The 17,392-nt window shown below is 74.6% G+C and carries 13 protein-coding genes; 10 read left to right on the top strand and 3 right to left on the bottom strand.

Translation table 11 applies throughout. From position 1 onward, the window contains the following. Nucleotide 1: 1 nt before the first annotated feature. From OG455_RS08860 to OG455_RS08845, 4 genes are all read left to right on the top strand, one after another. Nucleotides 2-2,038 (top strand): FAD/NAD(P)-binding domain-containing protein, encoded by a 2,037-nt coding sequence (locus tag OG455_RS08860; RefSeq protein ID WP_266300702.1) that lies wholly within the window; start codon nucleotides 2-4, stop codon nucleotides 2,036-2,038. A 101-nt stretch (nucleotides 2,039-2,139) separates the two neighbouring features. Then, the gene (locus tag OG455_RS08855; RefSeq protein WP_266291845.1) at nucleotides 2,140-3,255 is read left to right on the top strand and encodes an alkene reductase; all 1,116 of its coding nucleotides are present in this window, start codon (nucleotides 2,140-2,142) and stop codon (nucleotides 3,253-3,255) included. Beyond that, complete coding sequence (locus OG455_RS08850; protein WP_266291843.1) at nucleotides 3,248-3,622, top strand: hypothetical protein; 375 nt, start codon at nucleotides 3,248-3,250, stop codon at nucleotides 3,620-3,622. The genes OG455_RS08855 and OG455_RS08850 overlap by 8 nt, the downstream gene beginning before the upstream one ends. Before the next feature lie 137 nt (nucleotides 3,623-3,759). Next, nucleotides 3,760-5,979: an NADP-dependent isocitrate dehydrogenase gene (locus OG455_RS08845; RefSeq protein WP_266291841.1), complete on the top strand. Its 2,220-nt coding sequence runs from the start codon at nucleotides 3,760-3,762 to the stop codon at nucleotides 5,977-5,979. Nucleotides 5,980-6,159: 180 nt separating this feature from the next. Here OG455_RS08845 and OG455_RS08840 read toward each other — a convergent pair whose 3' ends face one another. From OG455_RS08840 to OG455_RS08830, 3 genes are all read right to left on the bottom strand, one after another. Beyond that, complete coding sequence (locus OG455_RS08840; RefSeq protein WP_266291839.1) at nucleotides 6,160-7,314, bottom strand: FAD-dependent monooxygenase; 1,155 nt, start codon at nucleotides 7,312-7,314, stop codon at nucleotides 6,160-6,162. Next, nucleotides 7,311-7,847 carry a hypothetical protein gene (locus OG455_RS08835; RefSeq protein ID WP_266291837.1) on the bottom strand — a complete coding sequence of 179 codons (537 nt, stop codon included), beginning with the start codon at nucleotides 7,845-7,847 and terminating at the stop codon, nucleotides 7,311-7,313. Before OG455_RS08835 ends, OG455_RS08840 begins: the two co-directional genes overlap by 4 nt. A gap of 128 nt (nucleotides 7,848-7,975) precedes the next feature. Then, complete coding sequence (locus OG455_RS08830; RefSeq protein ID WP_266291835.1) at nucleotides 7,976-8,461, bottom strand: carboxymuconolactone decarboxylase family protein; 486 nt, start codon at nucleotides 8,459-8,461, stop codon at nucleotides 7,976-7,978. 356 nt (nucleotides 8,462-8,817) lie between these two features. On the opposite strand from OG455_RS08830, the gene OG455_RS08825 reads away from it, so the two are divergent. The 6 genes from OG455_RS08825 (at nucleotide 8,818) to OG455_RS08800 (ending at nucleotide 17,391) form a co-directional block, all read left to right on the top strand. Then, nucleotides 8,818-8,967, top strand: coding sequence for a hypothetical protein (locus OG455_RS08825; protein WP_266291833.1), 150 nt, complete (start codon nucleotides 8,818-8,820; stop codon nucleotides 8,965-8,967). After that, nucleotides 8,964-10,442 carry a 3-deoxy-7-phosphoheptulonate synthase gene (locus OG455_RS08820; RefSeq protein ID WP_266291831.1) on the top strand — a complete coding sequence of 493 codons (1,479 nt, stop codon included), beginning with the start codon at nucleotides 8,964-8,966 and terminating at the stop codon, nucleotides 10,440-10,442. Before OG455_RS08825 ends, OG455_RS08820 begins: the two co-directional genes overlap by 4 nt. Before the next feature lie 78 nt (nucleotides 10,443-10,520). Beyond that, a complete protein-coding gene (gene pabB / locus OG455_RS08815) occupies nucleotides 10,521-12,770 on the top strand; it encodes an aminodeoxychorismate synthase component I (protein WP_266291829.1) in 2,250 nt (749 codons plus the stop codon). 86 nt (nucleotides 12,771-12,856) lie between these two features. Next, nucleotides 12,857-14,335, top strand: coding sequence for an AMP-binding protein (locus OG455_RS08810; protein ID WP_266291828.1), 1,479 nt, complete (start codon nucleotides 12,857-12,859; stop codon nucleotides 14,333-14,335). A gap of 70 nt (nucleotides 14,336-14,405) precedes the next feature. Next, nucleotides 14,406-16,016: a class I adenylate-forming enzyme family protein gene (locus OG455_RS08805; protein WP_266291826.1), complete on the top strand. Its 1,611-nt coding sequence runs from the start codon at nucleotides 14,406-14,408 to the stop codon at nucleotides 16,014-16,016. 22 nt (nucleotides 16,017-16,038) lie between these two features. Then, on the top strand, nucleotides 16,039-17,391 hold the full coding sequence (locus OG455_RS08800; RefSeq protein WP_266291825.1) for an NAD(P)/FAD-dependent oxidoreductase: 1,353 nt from the start codon (nucleotides 16,039-16,041) through the stop codon (nucleotides 17,389-17,391). The last annotated feature ends 1 nt before the right edge of the window (nucleotide 17,392 follow it).

The following is a 17,392-nucleotide window of genomic DNA, read 5'->3' as shown; positions in this document are numbered from 1 at the left end:
CATCCGGGCGACCCAGACCGTCCGGTCCGCCCAGATCGCGATCGTCGGCGCCGGCCCGCGCGGGCTCTCGGTGCTGGAGCGGTTGTGCGCCGCGCTCTCCACCGGCGAGCAGCGCCTCGACGTCACGGTGCACGTGGTCGACCCCCACCCGCCGGGCGCGGGCGCGGTCTGGCGCACCGACCAGAGCCCGCAGCTGCTGATGAACACCGTGGCCTCCCAGGTCACCGTCTTCACCGACGACTCGGTGGAGCTGGCCGGACCGGTACTGCCCGGACCGAGCCTGCACGAGTGGGCCCGCTTCCTGACCCTGATGGGCCCGGTGGACGAGTCCTTCGCCGACTGCTCCGCCGAGGTGCTGGCCGAGGCCAAGGGCCTGGGCCCGGACGACTACCCCACCCGCGCGCTCTACGGCCGCTACCTGCGCTGGGCCTTCGAGCGGGTCTGCGGCACCGCGCCCGCCGGGGTCACCGTGCGCACCCACGCCTCGCGCGCGGTGGCGCTGGACGACGCGGGGGAGCGGCAGACCCTGCGGCTCGCCGACGGCACGGTGCTGCCAGGGCTGGCCGCCGTGGTGCTGGCCCAGGGCCACACCGCCGGCCTCCCGGGCAGCGCCGAGCGGGAGCTGACCGCCTTCGCCCGCGCTCACGGCCTGGTCCACCTGACCCCGGCCAACCCGGCCGACCTGGACCTGTCGGTGATCGCCCCCGGTGAGACGGTGCTGCTGCGCGGCCTCGGGCTCAACTTCTTCGATCACCTGGCGCTGCTCACCCAAGGCCGCGGCGGCCGCTTCGAAGACGTCGACGGCAAGCTGGTGTACCGCCCCTCGGGCCGCGAACCGCACCTGGTGGCCGGCTCCCGGCGCGGCGTGCCCTACCACTCGCGCGGCGCCAACGAGAAGGGCGCGCACGGCCGTTACCACCCGCGGCTGCTCACCGTCGAGCACGTGGCGATGCTGCGAGAGCGCGGCGAGGCCGGCGAGCCGGTGGACTTCCGGGCCGAGATCTGGCCGCTGGTGGCGCGCGAGGTGGAGGGCGTCTACTACGCGGCGCTGCTGAGCCAGGCGGGCCGCGGCGCCGAGGCCGGCGAGCTGGCCGAGCGCTACCTGGCCGCCGAGGGCGAGGCCGAACTGGCCGCCGTGCTGGACGCCTTCGCGGTGCCGCAGGGCGCGCGCTGGGACTGGCAGTGGCTCGCCCGCCCCTACCAGGGCGTGGACTTCACCGGGCCGGCCGACTACCGGGCCTGGCTGCTCGACCACCTGCGCCGGGACCTGGTCAGCGCCTCCCAGGGCAATGTCAGCGGTCCGGTCAAGGCCGCCCTGGACGTGCTGCGCGACCTGCGCAACGAGATCCGGCTCGCGGTCGACCACGCCGGGCTGCACGGCGCCTCGTACCGGGCCGACCTGACGGGCTGGTACACCCCGCTCAACGCGTTCCTCTCGATCGGCCCGCCGGCCTCGCGGATCGGCGAGATGATCGCGCTGATCGAGGCCGGCGTGCTCGACGTGCTCGGTCCCGGGCTGCGGATCACGGCCGACGAGGAGTCGGGCCGGTTCCTGGCGGCCTCGGCCACCGTCGCCGGTGCGCCGGTGCCGGCCCGGGTGCTGATCGAGGCCCGGCTGCCGGAGCCCGACCTGGGCCGGACCGCCGACCCGCTGCTCGCCCACCTGCTCGCCACCGGACAGGTCACCCGCTACCTGATCCCCGAGCTGGACGGCGGCCCCGGCTACCGGACCGGCGCGGTCGCGGTCACCCCGCGCCCGTACCACGTGATCGACGCCCAGGGCCGTGCCCATCCGCGCCGCTTCGCCTACGGCGTGCCGACCGAGGCGGTGCACTGGGCGACAGCCGCCGGGATCCGTCCCGGCGTCAACTCGGTGATCCTCAACGACTCCGACGCCATCGCGGGCGCGCTGAGCGTCCTGCTGCGCGCGGGCGCCGAGGCGGAGGCGCAGGCCCAGGCCGAGGCCCAGGCGGCGACCGACGCCGAAGCCGCCGGGGTGGGCGCGGTGGCCGGCGAACTCGCCGAGGTGCGCGGGTGACGGTGCCCCGGCGGCCGCGCCCGACCCCGCCCCACCCGCTCCGCCCCCGCCCCCGCCCCATCCCCACCCCAACCCCCTCCCCAGCCCAGCCCGGAGAGCCCGTGAACCCCGCGCCCACCCTGCACAGCCCGCTGGCCGCCGGTGCGCTGGCCCTGTCCAACCGCGTGGTGATGGCCCCCATGACCCGCAACCGGGCCGACGCCGAGGGCGTGCCCACCGCCCTGATGGCCCAGTACTACGCCCAGCGCGCCTCGGCCGGTCTGATCATCACCGAAGGCGCCCGGATCAGCGCCGTCGGTGCGGGCCCGGTGGGTCAACCGGGTCTGCACAGCGCCGCGCAGCTCGTGGGCTGGTCCAGGGTCACCGCGGCCGTGCACCGGGCGGGCGGGCTGATCGTGGCCCAGCTCGCCCACCACGGCCGGATCGCGCACCCCGACCTGCTGCCGTCCGGCGTGCGACCGGTGGGTCCCTCGGCGGTCCGGGCGCAGAGCGATGCCCGGACCACGCCGACCCGCCTGGTGCCCACCGTCACGCCGCGCGTGCTGACCCGGGCCGACATCGCCGAGACGCTGGACGACTACGCGGCCGCCGCCGAGTCGGCGCTCCGGGCCGGCTTCGACGGGGTCGAGATCCAGGGCGCCAACGGCTACCTGGTCCACCAGTTCCTCTCCGACAACGCCAACCAGCGCCTGGACTCCTACGGCGGGTCGGCCGAGAACCGGATCAGGTTCGCCCTGGCGGCCGTGCGCGCGGCGGCCGCGGTGGTCGGCGCCGACCGGGTCGGGCTGCGGCTGTCGCCCGGCTCCGGTGCCAACGACCTGCTGGAGCTGGACCCGGCCCACACCTACGGGCTGCTGGCCGAGTCGCTGCGCGGCACCCGGCACGCCTACCTGCACGTGGTCGAGGGCCCGGACCCCAAGCTCACCAGGCTGCTGCGGGAGCGCTGGTCCGGCCCGCTGATCGTCAGCCCGTTCACCGGCGGCGAGCCGACCGACCCCGCGACCGCGACCGTCCGGCTGCGCACGGGCGAGGCCGACGCGGTCAGCTTCGCCCGCCTCTTCGCCGCCAACCCCGACCTGCCCGAGCGGATCCGCCAGGGCCGCCGGCTCGCCGCCCCCGACCCGGAGACCTTCCACACGGGCGGGGCCACCGGCTACACCCACCTCCCGGTGGGCAGCACCCATCTCGCACCGAAGGACAGCACCGATCATGAGTAACCGGATCACCCTGCCCGCCTCCGCTCCTACCGCCCCCGCCCCTGCCTCCGCCGCGCCCGCGTCCCCGCCCGCCGCGCCGGCGGCGGGCATCGCCGGGCTCGGCGCGGCGCTGGCCGCGGGCGGCTGGACGCCCAGCGCGCTGGAACGCACGCTGGCCCGCCGCCTGGCGACCGCCGCCACCGGCACCGGCCTGCTGACCGCGAGCGCGCTGCGCGAGGCGTTCCACGAGGGCACCGAAGCCTTCCTACGGGAGAACGGCGGTCACCTGGCCGCCCTGCTCGCCACCGGGCTGGCGGCCATCGAGGCCGACGGGTCCGACCCGGCCGCCGCCGCGCTGCCCGCGCTGCTGCGGCGGATCGAGAGCTGAGCCCGCCCGTCCGCCGGGCGGAGCGACACGCTGACGCCCGGCGGCTCCCGGCGGTTCGAGGCGGGGGTTGGTATCGGTCAGGGTCGATCACGGGATATCTTGATATCAAGACGTTGTAGCCGTGAAGCGGAGCACCGATGACTGACTCGACCATCATCTATACGCACACTGACGAGGCCCCGGCCCTGGCAACGTATTCGTTCCTGCCGGTGGTCCAGGCGTACGCCTCGACGGCGGGCGTCAAGGTGGAGACCCGCGACATCTCTCTGGCCGGCCGCATCATCGCCAGCTTCCCGGAGCGTCTGGAGGAGGGGCAGCGGATCCACGACGCCCTCCACGAGCTCGGTGAACTGGCCAAGACGCCCGGTGCCAACATCATCAAGCTGCCGAACATCTCGGCCTCGATCCCGCAGCTCAAGGCCGCGATCGCCGAGCTGCAGGCCCAGGGCTACGCGCTGCCGGACTACCCGGACGACCCGAAGACGGACGAGGACCGCGAGGTCCGCGCCCGCTACGACAAGGTCAAGGGCAGCGCCGTCAACCCGGTGCTGCGCGAGGGCAACTCGGACCGCCGGGCTCCCGCCTCGGTCAAGAACTACGCCAAGACCCACCCGCACCGGATGGGCGCCTGGAGCTCGGACTCCAAAACCGATGTCGCCCACATGACCGCTGGTGACTTCCGCTCCAGCGAGAAGTCGGCGGTGATCGCCGAGGACGGCGCGCTGCGGATCGAGCTGGTCGCCGCCGACGGCAGCACCACCGTGCTGCGCGCCTCGGTGCCGGTGCTGGCCGGCGAGGTCGTCGACGCCTCGGTGATGCACGTCGCCGAGCTGCGCGAGTTCCTCACCGCCCAGATCGCTCGCGCCAAGGCCGAGGGCGTGCTCTTCTCGGTGCACCTGAAGGCCACCATGATGAAGGTCTCCGACCCGATCATCTTCGGTCACGTGGTGCGCGCCTTCTTCCCGAAGACCTTCGAGCGGTTCGGCGCCGACTTCGCCGCCGCCGGCCTGACCCCGAACGACGGCCTGGGCGCCATCCTCAAGGGTGCCGAGTCGCTGCCGAACGGCGCCGAGATCAAGGCGTCCTTCGACGCCGAGCTGGCCGAGGGCCCGGCGCTGGCCATGGTCGACTCCGACCGCGGCATCACCAACCTGCACGTGCCGAGCGACGTGATCGTCGACGCCTCGATGCCGGCCATGATCCGCACCTCCGGCCACATGTGGGGCCCGGACGGCAAGGAGGCCGACACCCTGGCGGTGCTGCCGGACAGCAGCTACGCGGGCGTCTACCAGGTCGTCATCGACAACTGCCGCGAGCACGGCGCCTTCGACCCGGCCACCATGGGCTCGGTGCCGAACGTCGGCCTGATGGCGCAGGCGGCCGAGGAGTACGGCAGCCACGACAAGACCTTCGAGATCCCCACCGACGGCACCGTGCGCCTGGTCGACCAGGCCGGCAACACGGTCATCGAGCAGCCGGTCGCCGCCGGTGACGTCTTCCGCGCCTGCCAGACCAAGGACGTGCCGATCCGCGACTGGGTCAAGCTGGCCGTCAACCGCGCCCGCGCCACCGGCAGCCCGGCCGTCTTCTGGCTGGACGAGACCCGCGCGCACGACGCCAACCTGATCGCCAAGGTCGAGCAGTACCTGCCCGAGCACGACACCCAGGGCCTGCAGATCGAGATCCTCTCCCCGGAGCAGGCCACCGCCTTCTCGCTGGAGCGGATCCGCCGTGGCGAGGACACCATCTCGGTCACCGGCAACGTGCTGCGCGACTACCTGACCGACCTGTTCCCGATCCTGGAGCTGGGCACCAGCGCCAAGATGCTCTCGGTGGTCCCGCTGATCAACGGCGGCGGTCTCTTCGAGACTGGCGCCGGCGGCTCCGCCCCGAAGCACGTCCAGCAGCTGGTCAAGGAGAACTACCTGCGCTGGGACAGCCTGGGCGAGTTCTTCGCGCTGGCCGCCAGCTTCGAGCACCTGGCGCAGACCACCGGCAACGCCCGCGCCCAGGTGCTGGCCGACACCCTGGACCGCGCCACCGGCACCTTCCTGGACGAGGACAAGTCGCCCAGCCGCCGCCTGGGCGGCATCGACAACCGCGGCAGCCACTTCTACCTGGCCCTCTACTGGGCCCAGGAGCTGGCCAAGCAGAGCGAGGACGCCCAGCTCGCCGAGGCCTTCGCGCCGCTGGCGCAGAGCCTGAGCGACCAGGAGCAGGCCATCGTCGCCGAGCTGATCGCCGTCCAGGGCGAGCCGGTCGAGATCGGCGGCTACTACCAGCCGGACCCGGCCAAGGCCGAGGCCGTGATGCGCCCGTCCGCCCTGCTCAACGAGGCGCTCGTCTCGCTGAGCTGACGCCGCGTCGGCAGCTGCTGACCGGTCGTCAACGGTCGAACGTCGAAGGTCCCCCGGCACACCCTTCAAGGGTGCGCCGAGGGACCTTCGCGTTGCCCGGCTCACTACCTGCTTGCCGGATCGGTACGTGTCGGCTCAGTAGGTGTCGGCTCAGTAGGTGTCGACTCAGTACGTGTCGGCTCAGTACTCGACGGTGCGCAGCCGCGGCCCGTACGGCGCGCTGTCCAGCCAGCGGCCGGCCCGCGGCCAGCGGGTGGCGGCCGCCGCGGCGGCCCACTGGCCCAGGCGCTGGCCGGGGCGTGCCGCGAGCAGGTGGTCGAGGGCGGCCCCGGCGGCGTGGATGTTGCGCTGGGCGGCGGCCCGGCGGGCCTCGGCGTACGCCGGGACGGTGCCCTGCCCGATCGCCCGCGCCGCCGCGACCGCGTCCGCGATACCGGAGTTCATCCCGCGCGCGCCGAACGGCGGCAGCAGGTGGGCGGCCTCCCCGGCCAGCAGCACCCGGCCCGAGTCATCGGTGAACGCGTCGGCCAGGCGCTGCTGGAACCGGTAGACCGAGGACCAGGTGACCCGCGGCACCCCGGCCGACGCCGGCAGCACGCCGGGCAGCCAGTCGGCGGCGCTCGCCAGCAACTGCCCCGCGTCCTCGCCGGGCCGGGCCTGCACATCCACGCGCCAGCCGCCCCGGAACGGCACCAGCAGCACGTTGCGTCCCCCGACGGCCGGGTGGCGGTAGTGGAACTCCCTCACCGCGTCCGCCGGTTCGATGTCCGCCGCGACGTCGACGACGACGAAGCCGGTCGCCGAGCCGGTGCCGCTCAGCGCGATCCCGAGCCGCTCCCGCACGGTGGAGCGCGGTCCGTCGGCCGCGATCACGTGGTCGGCCAGGTGGACGGCGCCCGAGGCCGCGCGCACCTCCACCCCGGCCGCCCCGGGCAGCACCTCCGCGACCGGATCGCCCCGGTGCGCGGTGATCCCGGCGGCGTCGCAGGCCGACCTGAGCAGGTCCTCCACCACGGTCTGCGGCAGGCTGGTGAACGGCGGCGGGCCGGGCGCCGGGCGGTACTCGCGCGCGTACACCTCGCGCCCGGCCCAGCGGGTGCGCTTGGCGCGCCAGACCAGCCCGCGCTCCGCGATCCGCTCGCCGAGGCCGGGGCTGACCCGCTCCAGCCGCTCCAGGGTGGCCCGGTGCACGAAGATCGCCCGGCTGCCCGGGCGGGCGGTGGCCTCCCGCGGCTGCGCCTCCAGCAGCGTGACCCGCTCGCCGAGCGCGTGCGCGGCCAGCGCGGCACTCAGCCCCACCGGCCCGGCCCCGACCACGGTGACGGTGGCGCTCATGCCGCCACCGCCCACAGCGCGCCCTGCCGGGGCGGGACCACGGCGGGGTTGAACAGCTCCACCACGTAGAGCGGTGCCGCCGTCGCCAGCCGCAGCAGGTAGCGCCGCCGCACCGCCGGGACCTCGTTGCCCAGCGGCTCGCGCCAGGCGCCGAGCGAGACCCCGAGCGCGGTGCGGCGCTGGGCGATCCCCCGCTCGGCCACCGCGCGGCCCAGCGGCACGGTCAGCGCGGTGACCACCTCCACCAGCTCCTGCTGCTGCGGCAGTTGGCCGATGACCAGGTTGCGCGAGACGACCAGCCCGTTGCCCGTCAGCAGCTCGGTGCGCCGCACCAGACAGGCCTCGGCGGCGGCCAGTGGGTCGCCGGGCGGCGACAGCGGGGTCAGCCGCTGGTCGACCACCCGCAGCCGCAGGCGGCAGCCCAGCCACTGCTCCAACTGCGCGGTGGTGGAGCCTCGGTGGTGCAGCAGCCGCCGGGTGAACGGGTCGGCGAACGCGTCCGCCGGTATCCCGGACGCGGTGGTGGTCGTCAAGGCAGGTCACTCCGATCGGCGGTGGGCGGTGGGCGGTGGGCGGGGCGCGTGGTGGCGTGTGGGTCGAGCGAGGCCGGGCAGGCGGCAGCGGCACGGACCGCCACCGCGGCCGGTGGATCGCAGACCCGTCAGGCGCCGGGCGTGTAGCCGCCGGGGGTCAGCCGCGGCGTGATCGCGACCCGGTTGTAGGCGTTGATGACGATGATCACCCAGATCAGCTGGGCGAGCTGCTCCTCGCCGAAGACCTTGGCCGCCGGCTCGTAGACCTCGTCCGGCACCCGGCCGTCGTGGATCAGGGTGATGGCCTCGGTCAGCTCCAGGGCCGCGCGCTCGCGCTCGGAGTAGAACGGGGTCTCCTGCCAGGCACTGAGGGCGTAGATCCGCTGCTCGGTCTCGCCGGCGTGGCGGGCGTCCTTGGCGTGCATGTCCAGGCAGTAGGAGCAGCCGTTGATCTGCGAGGCGCGGATCCGGACCAGTTCGAGCAGCGGCTTCTCCAGGCCGGCCCGCTCTGCGGCGGCGGCCGCGGTGCCGGCGAGCTTGCCCATCGCCGCGTAGGTGTCGGACGAGAGTTGACGGAGATTCAGGCGGGCCGAGCCGCCGTTGGTGGTGGTCATGCAGCGATGCTAGGCACACTCACGGTCGGTGGCCCAGCCCGCCGGGCCCGGCAGTCGAACACCCCGCGCCGGGCAGTTGAACACCGCTGGGGACCAGCAGTTGAACGCTGCCGAGGGGCGGCGTTCGATCGCCGGCCGGTTGCTTGACAGCCAAGGTGTCTCGCGGAAAAGATAAATTCACCGACAGGCCGGAGCGGCCCCAGGGAGTCATCCCGAGGGCCGGTCTCCGGTGCCCGGCGCGGCCCGGCCGCGCCCCGGTCCAGCTCCCGGCACCGCCCTGGCCGCCCTGCCCGCTCCGCGAGACCGGGCGCCGCCATGTCCGGCGAGCGCCGCCGCCCCTGACGAAACGGTGGACCATGACTGACCTGGCACCCGGCACTCCGCAGGCCGACGGTCGCCGCACCACGGCCGACCCGCCGCCCGACGCCGCCGAGCAGCGCACCCGCCCCGATCGAAGTCGCCCCCTCCGACCCGAGCCGCGGCTCGGCGCCGAGGTGGCCGGATGACCCCGCCGCCCGAACTGATGCTCCGTCAGCAGCCCCGCCACGAGGCCGCCGCCACCGCCGCCGCCACCATCACCGCCGCCACCGCTACCACCGCCGCCACCGCCACCGCTACCACCGCCGCCACCGCCGTGGCCGCGCCCGCCCTGCCCGCCGTCAGCACCACCGACTGGCGCAACCTGCCCGCCGACCAGCAGCCGCCCTGGCCCGACCCGGCGCAGGCCGCCTGGGTCCAGGACCAGTTGGCCCTGCAGCCGGCCCTGACCGCGCCGGCCGACGTGCGCCGCCTGGGCTCGGCGCTCGCCCACGTCGCGGCCGGCCGCGCCTTCCTGCTCCAGGCCGGCGACTGCGCCGAACCGGTCGGCGCGCCGGGCCTGGCAGCGGTGCGCGGCAAGCACCGGATCATCGGTGAGATGGCCGAACTGCTGAGCGGCCGGACCGGGTTGCCGACCCTGACGGTCGGCCGGATCGCCGGCCAGTACGCCAAGCCCCGCTCCAAGCCGGAGGAGAGCCACCAGGGCGGGGCGCTGCCGGTCTACCGCGGTGACCTGGTCAACGGCCACGCGGCCGACCCGCTGGCCCGGATCCCGGATCCGCGCCGGATGCTGACGGCCTACCGCACGGCCCGCGCGGTGCTGAACGAACTGCACCTGATCGCCCACGAGACGGCCTCCGCGCTGCTCCCGCGCACCTGGCACGAGCCGGACGGCGCGATCGGCGACCTGGGCGTGCCGACCACCGCCTTCGACGGCACGCTCCGCTCGGTGCTCAAGGGCTACGGGCAGACCGTGCGGCGGGACGGCGGTTGGCGCCGCACCGGGCTCTGGACCAGCCACGAGGCACTGGTGCTGGACTACGAGCAGGCCCTGGTCCGGCGCGACGCCCACACCGGCGAGCACTACCTGCTCTCCACCCACCTGCCCTGGATCGGCGAGCGCACCCGGCGACCGGACGGCGCGCACCTGGCCTTCCTGGCCCAGGTCGCCAACCCGGTGGCCTGCAAGATCGGCCCGGGCACCAGCCCGGCCGACCTGGTCGCGCTCTGCCACCGGCTCGACCCGCACCGCCGTCCGGGCCGGCTCACCCTGATCACCCGGTTCGGCGCGGGCCTGGTCCGCGACCGGCTGCCGGCGCTGGTCCGGGCGGTCGAGGCGGCGGGGCACCAGGTGGCCTGGGTCTGCGATCCGATGCACGGCAACACCGTCACCGCGGCCGGGGGCCTCAAGACCCGGCTGATGAGCGACATCCTGGCCGAACTCACCGGCTTCGCCGAGGTGCTGCTGCGGGCCGGCCACTGGCCGGGCGGCGTGCACCTGGAGATCGCCGGCGAGCACGTGACCGAGTGCCTGGGCCACGGCGGCCCCGCCACCGAGGAGGGGCTGCGCCGGGCCTACCGCACCCTCTGCGACCCCCGGTTGAACAACGACCAGGCCCTGGTGGCGGCCCGGACGGTCGCCGAGCTGCTCGCCCGAGGCTGAGGCTGAGGCTGAGGCTGAGACCGACGTCATGTCCGGCCGCCCCCGAGACCCGTCAGAGACCCGTCAGAGAGCCGCGTGATGCGCACACTGCTGATCGACAACCACGACTCCTACACCTACAACCTGTTCCAGCTGATCGCCGAGGTCAACGGCGTCGAACCGGTCGTCGTGACCAACGACGACCCCCGGGCCGCCGAGCTCGACCTGGCCGCCTTCGACAACGTGGTCATCTCGCCCGGTCCCGGCCACCCCGCCCGGCCCCGCGACTTCGGCATCTCGGCCCGGATCGTGCGCGAGGCCCGGATCCCGGTGCTCGGCGTCTGCCTGGGCCACCAGGGCATCGGGTTCGGCGAAGGCGCCGAGGTGCTGCCCGCGCCCGAGCCCCGGCACGGCTACCTGAGCACCGTGCGGCACGACGGCCGGGAGCTGTTCGCCGGCGTCCCGCAGGACTTCACCGTGGTGCGCTACCACTCGCTGGCCGTCGCCGAGCCGCTGCCGCCGACCCTTCAGGCCACCGCCTGGTCCGAGGACGGGGTGGTGATGGGCCTGCGGCACACCGGACGGCCGCTCTGGGGCGTGCAGTTCCACCCCGAGTCGATCTGCACCGAGTACGGCCGGCTGCTGCTGGCCAACTTCCGGGAGCTGACGATCGCCCACCACGGCGAGCAACCGGCCCCGGTGGCCGACACGGCGGCGGCACTGCCGCACCGCGCCCGCGCCCTCGCGCCCTCGTCGAACCTCGCATCCCCGAACCTCGCATCCCCGAACCTCGCATCCCCGGCCCTCGCGCCCTCGGCCGCCCTGGCCTCCGCGGCCGACCAGCCGGCTGACCAGCCGGTCGAGCCCGCCGCCGGCCTGCGGGTGCACGTGCGCACCATCGAGACGGCGATCGACGCCGAGGCAGCCTTCACCGAGCTCTACGCGGCCACCCCCGCCCCGGCCTTCTGGCTGGACAGCGCCCACGTCGAACCGGGCCGCTCGCGCTTCTCCTTCCTGGGCGACGCCTCGGGCCCGCTCGCCGAGACGGTCCACTACCGCACCGGCGAGGGCACGGTGCGGGTGCACCGCACCGGCCGGCTGCCGCAGCAGGTGCCGGGAACGGTCTTCGACTACCTGCGGACCCAGCTGCGCCGCCGCCGCACCGACGTGCCCGACCTGCCGTTCGACTTCACCGGCGGCTACGTCGGCTACTTCGGCTACGAGCTCAAGGGCGACCTCGGCTCGACCAACAAGCACAGCTCGCCCACCCCGGACGCCCAGTGGCTCTTCGCCGACCGGGTGATCGTGGTCGACCACCAGGAGGACAGCACCTACCTGCTGGCCCTCAGCGACGCCGACCCGGCGACCGAGTCCGGCGCGCTCAGCTGGCTCGACCGCACCGCCGCCACGCTGCTCTCGCTGCCCGCCGCGCAGCCGGCGATCACGGGCCGGGCAGCGGCGGGTCCGGCGGCCACCGGTGCCGGCCAGGGCGGCGTCCGACCGGACGCCGAGCGCTGGTTGACCCACGACCGGGAGCAGTACCGGGCCAGGATCGCCGAGATCCACCAGCAGTTGCGCGCCGGCGAGAGCTACGAGGTCTGCCTGACCACCTCGGCCTGGCTGCCCGCCGAGCAGGACGGCTACGACTTCTACCGCGCGCTGCGCCGCGCCAACCCCGCCCCGTACGCGGCCTACCTGCGGCTGCCCGAGGTGGAGATCGCCAGCTCCTCGCCGGAGCGCTTCCTCACCATCGACCGCTCGGGCGTGGTGGAGACCAAGCCGATCAAGGGCACGGTGTCGCGCGCCGCCGATCCGGTGCGGGACGAGGAGCTGCGGGCCTCGCTGGCCGCCAGCGCCAAGACCCGGGCGGAGAACCTGATGATCGTGGACCTGCTGCGCAACGACCTCGGCCGGGTCTGCGAGGTGGGCAGCGTGCACGTGCCGCGCCTGATGGCGACCGAGAGCTACACGACGGTCCATCAGCTGGTGTCCACCATCCGGGGCCGGCTGCGGCCGGGCAGCGACGCCATCGACGTGGTCCGGGCCTGCTTCCCCGGCGGCTCGATGACCGGTGCCCCCAAGCAGCGCACCATGGAGATCATCGACGACCTGGAGAGCGAGGCGCGCGGGGTCTACTCCGGCTCGATCGGCCTGCTCTCCACCAACGGCACCGCGGACCTGAACATCGTGATCCGCACCGCCGTCAAGGTCGGCGACCAGTGGCGGGTGGGCGCGGGTGGCGCCGTCATCCTCGACTCCGACCCGGACGAGGAGTTCGACGAGATGGTGCTCAAGGCCTCCGCCCCGCTGCGCGCCTACCAGGCCGCCGCTGACCCGCTGGCCGCCTGACCCGCTGGCCGCCTGACCCGTAGGCCGCCTGACTCGGCGTCACCGCCCAGCCGCCAACGCCCCACCGGCAGACAGGAGTCCACGCGATGAACCTGGCCGCTGTCCTCGCGGACACCGCCACCGAAGGCGGCTGGAACCACCGCCCCGCCTTCCACGAAGGGGACCGGACCGTCACCCACGGCACGGTCCACACGCTGGCCGCCCGGGCGGCCGGGGTGCTCGCCGAGCGCGGCGTGGGCCCCGGCAGCCGGGTGCTGATCGCGCTGCCGGACTCGATCGCCTGGGTGGTGGCCTTCCTCGCCACCGCCCGGCTGGGCGCCACCGCCGTGCTCGCCAACCCGCGGCTCACCGCCGAGCGGCACCGGTTCCTGGCCGCCGACAGCGGCGCGCGGCTGCTGCTGGCCGAGCCCGCGGTGGGCGATCACCTGCCCGGGCTGCCCCGGCTCGGCGGCGTGCGGCTGCTCGAACTGGCGGACCATCAGATCCCTTTCCCAGCCGCGGCGGTGGCCGACGACCACGAGCTCTACCTGCAGTACACCTCGGGCACCACCGGCCGGCCCAAGGGCGTGGCGCACCGCCACGCGGACCTGCCGCGCTACTTCAGCGGCGCCGGAGCGCAGGTGCTCGGCTTCGGGCCGCAGGACGTCGCCTTCTCGGTCTCCAAGCTCTACTTCGCCTACGGCCTGGGCAACGCGCTGGCCTTCCCGCTCTGCTCGGGCGGTTCGGCCGTGCTGGAGCCGGGCGCGCCGGGGCCCGGCCGGATCGCCGAGCTCGTCGCCCGGCACCAGGTCAGCTACCTGTTCGCCGTCCCCTCCGCCTACGCCAACCTGCTCGCCGAGACCGAGGCCGACGCGTTTCGCAGCGTGCGGGCGGCGGTCTCGGCGGGGGAGCGGCTGAGCGCCGAACTGGCCCAGAGTGTGGGCGAGTTCCTCGGTTCCCCGCTCTACGACCAGCTCGGCTCCACCGAAGCGGGCCACGCCATCGCCACCAACGGGCCGGCCCACCACCGGCCGGGAACCGTCGGGCGCCCGGTGCCCGGCTTCGAGGCGCAGATCCGCGACGGGGCCGGGCGGGTGCTGCCCGACGGCGCCGAGGGCGAGCTGTGGGTGCGCGGGGCGAGTGTCACCCCCGGCTACCTCGGCCTGCCCGAGGAGAACGCCCGCACCCTGGTCGACGGCTGGCTGAACACCAGGGACCGCGCCCGGCGCGAGCCGGACGGCAGCCTGGTGCACCGCGGCCGCGCCGACGACCTGGAGATGGTCGGCGGCATCACCCTGGCGCCGGCCGAGATCGAGCGGGTGCTTGCCCGGCACCCGGCCGTGCGCGACGTGGCGGTGGCGGGCGTGGCCGACGAGCGCGGCGCCACCAAGCTGCGCGCCTTCGTGGTCCCCGCCGCCGGCTCCGGGCGGCCGGACCCGGCGACCGTCGAGCGCGAGCTGATCGCGCTGGCCCGCACCGAGCTGGAGCCCTACATGGTGCCGCGCGGCGTGGCCCTGGTCGAGCACCTGCCGCGCACCCCCTCGGGCAAGCTCCAGCGGTTCCTGGTCCGCCAGGGCCGCTGGTGACCCTGGCGGCGTGACCTCCCTCGCAGGGCCCGTGTCCCCTGATCCCCTCCCCGCAGAAAGCAGTCGAGCCATGTTCCTCACCAAGGCGTCCACACTCCTGCGCAAGCTCCCCGAGCAGGCCTTCTACCCGGGTCTGCTCTGGGAGCGGGCCGCCGCCAAGTTCCCGGCCGCGCCGGTCACCCTGGACCAGCCGCTCGCCACCCTGCCCGAGCTGGGCACCGACTTCAGCTACGCGTCGCTGGCCGACGTGGTCGACGACCTGGCGGCCCGGCTGCACCGGCTCGGGGTCCGCCCGACCGACCGGGTCGCGGTGCACAAGAGCGACAACTTCGACATCTCGCTGCTGGCCTGCGCGGTCGCCCGGGTCGGCGCCGTGCCGGTGATGGTCTCCGCCGCGCTGCCCGGTGAGATCGTGGCCGAGCTGCTCGGCCGGTTGGAGCAGCCCTGGCTGATCACCGACGCCGCCAAGCTGGCCGGCCCGCTGGACGGCGTCCCGGTCGGCGAGCTGACCCGCGAGACGCTGCTGGCCGGCACCGCGTCCTTCGGCGGCCTGCGGCTGATCGCCGAGGTGACCGGTGCCCCGCGCCGCCCGTCCGTCCAACTGCACGCCGACCAGCCGGTGCTGATCACCCACAGCTCCGGCACCACCGGGGTCTCCAAGCTGATGGTGCACAACGCCCGCGCGCTCTTCCACCGCCTGCTCCCGCAGCAGATCATCGCCTGGCCGGTGCGCCGCAAGGAGACCGTGGCGCTCTGCATGTCCTTCGTGCACTCGCGGTTCTTCCACTCGCTGGGCGTCTTCCTGAACTACGGCAACCCGCTGCTGGTGCTCAACAACCCCGACCCGGACGCGATCGCGCCGATCTTCGTGCGGCACCGCCCGGGTCTGGTCGAGACCCACCCGAACAACTTCGTCCAGTGGGAGGACCTGGCGCAGGCGCCCGGCTCGCCGCTCTCCAGCGTCCGCTACTACAGCAGCACCTTCGACGCGATCCACCCGCGCACCATCCAGCGGCTGCTGGCCGCCTCGCACCGCCGCCGCCCGCTGCTGGTCCAGCTCTACGGGCAGAGCGAGACCGGGCCGATCTCCGGCGCCTGGTACACCGCGAAGAGCGCGGCGAAGAACGACGGCCGCGACGTCGGCCACGTGCTGCCGGGCTTCATCAAGGTCCGCGTGGTGGACGAGAGCGGGCGCGAGGTCGCCAAGGGGCAGCCGGGGCACCTCGAACTGCGCGGCCGCAGCACGATCATGACCTACCTCGGCGAGCACGACCGCTACCTGCGCAACCGCACCGACGGCTGGTGGCGGCTGGGCGACATGGGCCACCTCGGCCGGTTCGGCAAGCTGCACCTGCTGGACCGCGAGATCGACCGGATCGAGGACGTCGACAGCAACCTGGAGGTCGAGGACGTGCTGATGTCCCGGCTGGAGGAGCTGCTGGAGGCGGTCATCGTGATCGGGCCCGACGGCGAGGCGGTGCCGGTGGTCTGCACCCGGCGCGACGCCCCGCTCGACCCCGAGCGCTGGGCCCGGGCCACCGCCGACCTGCCGCAGTTGGCCGCGCCGCTGCACTGGCCGTTCGCCCAGGTGCCGCGCACCTCCACCTGGAAGGTGCGCCGGGTCGAGATCACCCGGCTGCTCCGCGAGAACGCCGCGCCGGCCGCGCCGACCGGCAACTGACCTGAAGAACAAAGGAGTTGACATGTCGAACACCCCGTCCCCGGTCGCGCCCACCACCGCCGCCGCCGAGGCAGCCACCGCAGCCACCGGGGCAGCCACCGCCACCACCGAGGCCGCCGTCGAGGCAGCCGCCGCCGAGGCAGCCACCACCTCCGCGCCGGGTGAGCCGCTGCCCGTGGTGGTGGTCGGTGCCGGACCGGTCGGTCTCACCGCCGCCCTGGCACTGCGCAGCCACGGCCTGCCCGTCACCGTCCTGGAGGCCGAACCCGAGGACCGGGTCCGCCCCGGCAGCCGGGCGCTCTTCGTGCACCGCGAGTCGCTGGACCTGCTCGGCCGGATCAGCCCCGGCCTGGACCGGACGCTGATCAGCAACGGCGTCATCTGGCCGACCCGGCGCACCGTTTACCGCAGCCGCGAGGTCTTCGCCCGCAGCTACCCGGCCCAGCCGCCGCGCCCGGGCAGCACCCCGCCGTTCACCAGCCTGCGGCAGATCGAGACCGAGCGGCACCTGCTCGCCGCCTGCCGCGCGGCAGGCGTGCGGTTCGCCTGGGACGCCTCGGTCGCGGACCTGCGCAGCGGGCCGGTGGGCGCGCGGATCAGCTGCGCCGACGGCCGCGAGTTCCAGGCCCGCTACGTGATCGGGGCCGACGGCGCCCGCTCCCAGGTCCGCCGCTCCCAGGGCATCGCCATGGCGGGCGAGCGCTCCGAGGCCTTCCACGTGGTCGTGGACATCGAGGAGGATCCGGCCGATCCGCTGCCGCTGGAGCGGGTCTTCGTCTACGAGCACCCCGCGCTCGGCCACCGCAGCGTGATGCGGGTGCCGTTCGCCGGCGGGTTCCAGCTCGACCTGCAGTGCAAGGACGGCGACCGGCCCGAGGACTGGGCCGACGAGGCGGCGGCCAGGGCCTGGGTGGCCCAGGTGGTCGGGCCCAAGTACGCCGAGCGGATCCTGTGGGTCTCCAAGTACCACTTCCTGCACGTGGTCGCGGAGAGCTTCACCGACGCGGACCGCCGGGTGCTGCTGGTGGGGGAGGCCTCGCACCTGTTCCCGCCGTTCGGCGCGCGCGGGATGAACAGCGGCATCGCCGACGCGGTGGCGGCCGCCGACGCGGTGGCCCGCGCGCTCACCGACCCGGCCGAACACCGGCGCGCCGTCGACGCCTTCGCCGCGGCGCGCAAGGAGGCCGCCCGGTTCAACAGCGACGCCGCCCGCACCGCGCTCTCCCACCTGCGTCCCCGCCGCCGGCTCACCCGGCTGCGCCAGGCGGCCGGTGCGGCGCTCTCCCCGCTGGTGCCCAGCTGCGGCGAGTGGCTGGAGCGCGCACCCTACGGACCGCGCACGGGCGCGCCGACCAACACCACCGGGCGGTACTGAC

Origin of the sequence: Kitasatospora sp. NBC_01287 (assembly GCF_026340565.1) — a bacterium.
In the GTDB taxonomy this organism is placed as follows: domain Bacteria; phylum Actinomycetota; class Actinomycetes; order Streptomycetales; family Streptomycetaceae; genus Kitasatospora.
This window is presented reverse-complemented; position numbering and strand designations above follow the sequence as displayed.

Bases quoted from the DNA above. Each gene is read 5' to 3' on its own strand.
- OG455_RS08800 (WP_266291825.1), top strand. From the start codon at position 16,039: ATGTCGAACACCCCGTCCCCGGTCGCGCCCACCACCGCCGCCGCCGAG.
- OG455_RS08825 (WP_266291833.1), top strand. From the start codon at position 8,818: ATGACTGACCTGGCACCCGGCACTCCGCAGGCCGACGGTCGCCGCACC.
- OG455_RS08810 (WP_266291828.1), top strand. From the start codon at position 12,857: ATGAACCTGGCCGCTGTCCTCGCGGACACCGCCACCGAAGGCGGCTGG.
- OG455_RS08805 (WP_266291826.1), top strand. From the start codon at position 14,406: ATGTTCCTCACCAAGGCGTCCACACTCCTGCGCAAGCTCCCCGAGCAG.
- OG455_RS08840 (WP_266291839.1), bottom strand. From the start codon at position 7,314: ATGAGCGCCACCGTCACCGTGGTCGGGGCCGGGCCGGTGGGGCTGAGT.
- pabB (WP_266291829.1), top strand. From the start codon at position 10,521: ATGCGCACACTGCTGATCGACAACCACGACTCCTACACCTACAACCTG.
- OG455_RS08845 (WP_266291841.1), top strand. From the start codon at position 3,760: ATGACTGACTCGACCATCATCTATACGCACACTGACGAGGCCCCGGCC.
- OG455_RS08850 (WP_266291843.1), top strand. From the start codon at position 3,248: ATGAGTAACCGGATCACCCTGCCCGCCTCCGCTCCTACCGCCCCCGCC.
- OG455_RS08830 (WP_266291835.1), bottom strand. From the start codon at position 8,461: ATGACCACCACCAACGGCGGCTCGGCCCGCCTGAATCTCCGTCAACTC.
- OG455_RS08820 (WP_266291831.1), top strand. From the start codon at position 8,964: ATGACCCCGCCGCCCGAACTGATGCTCCGTCAGCAGCCCCGCCACGAG.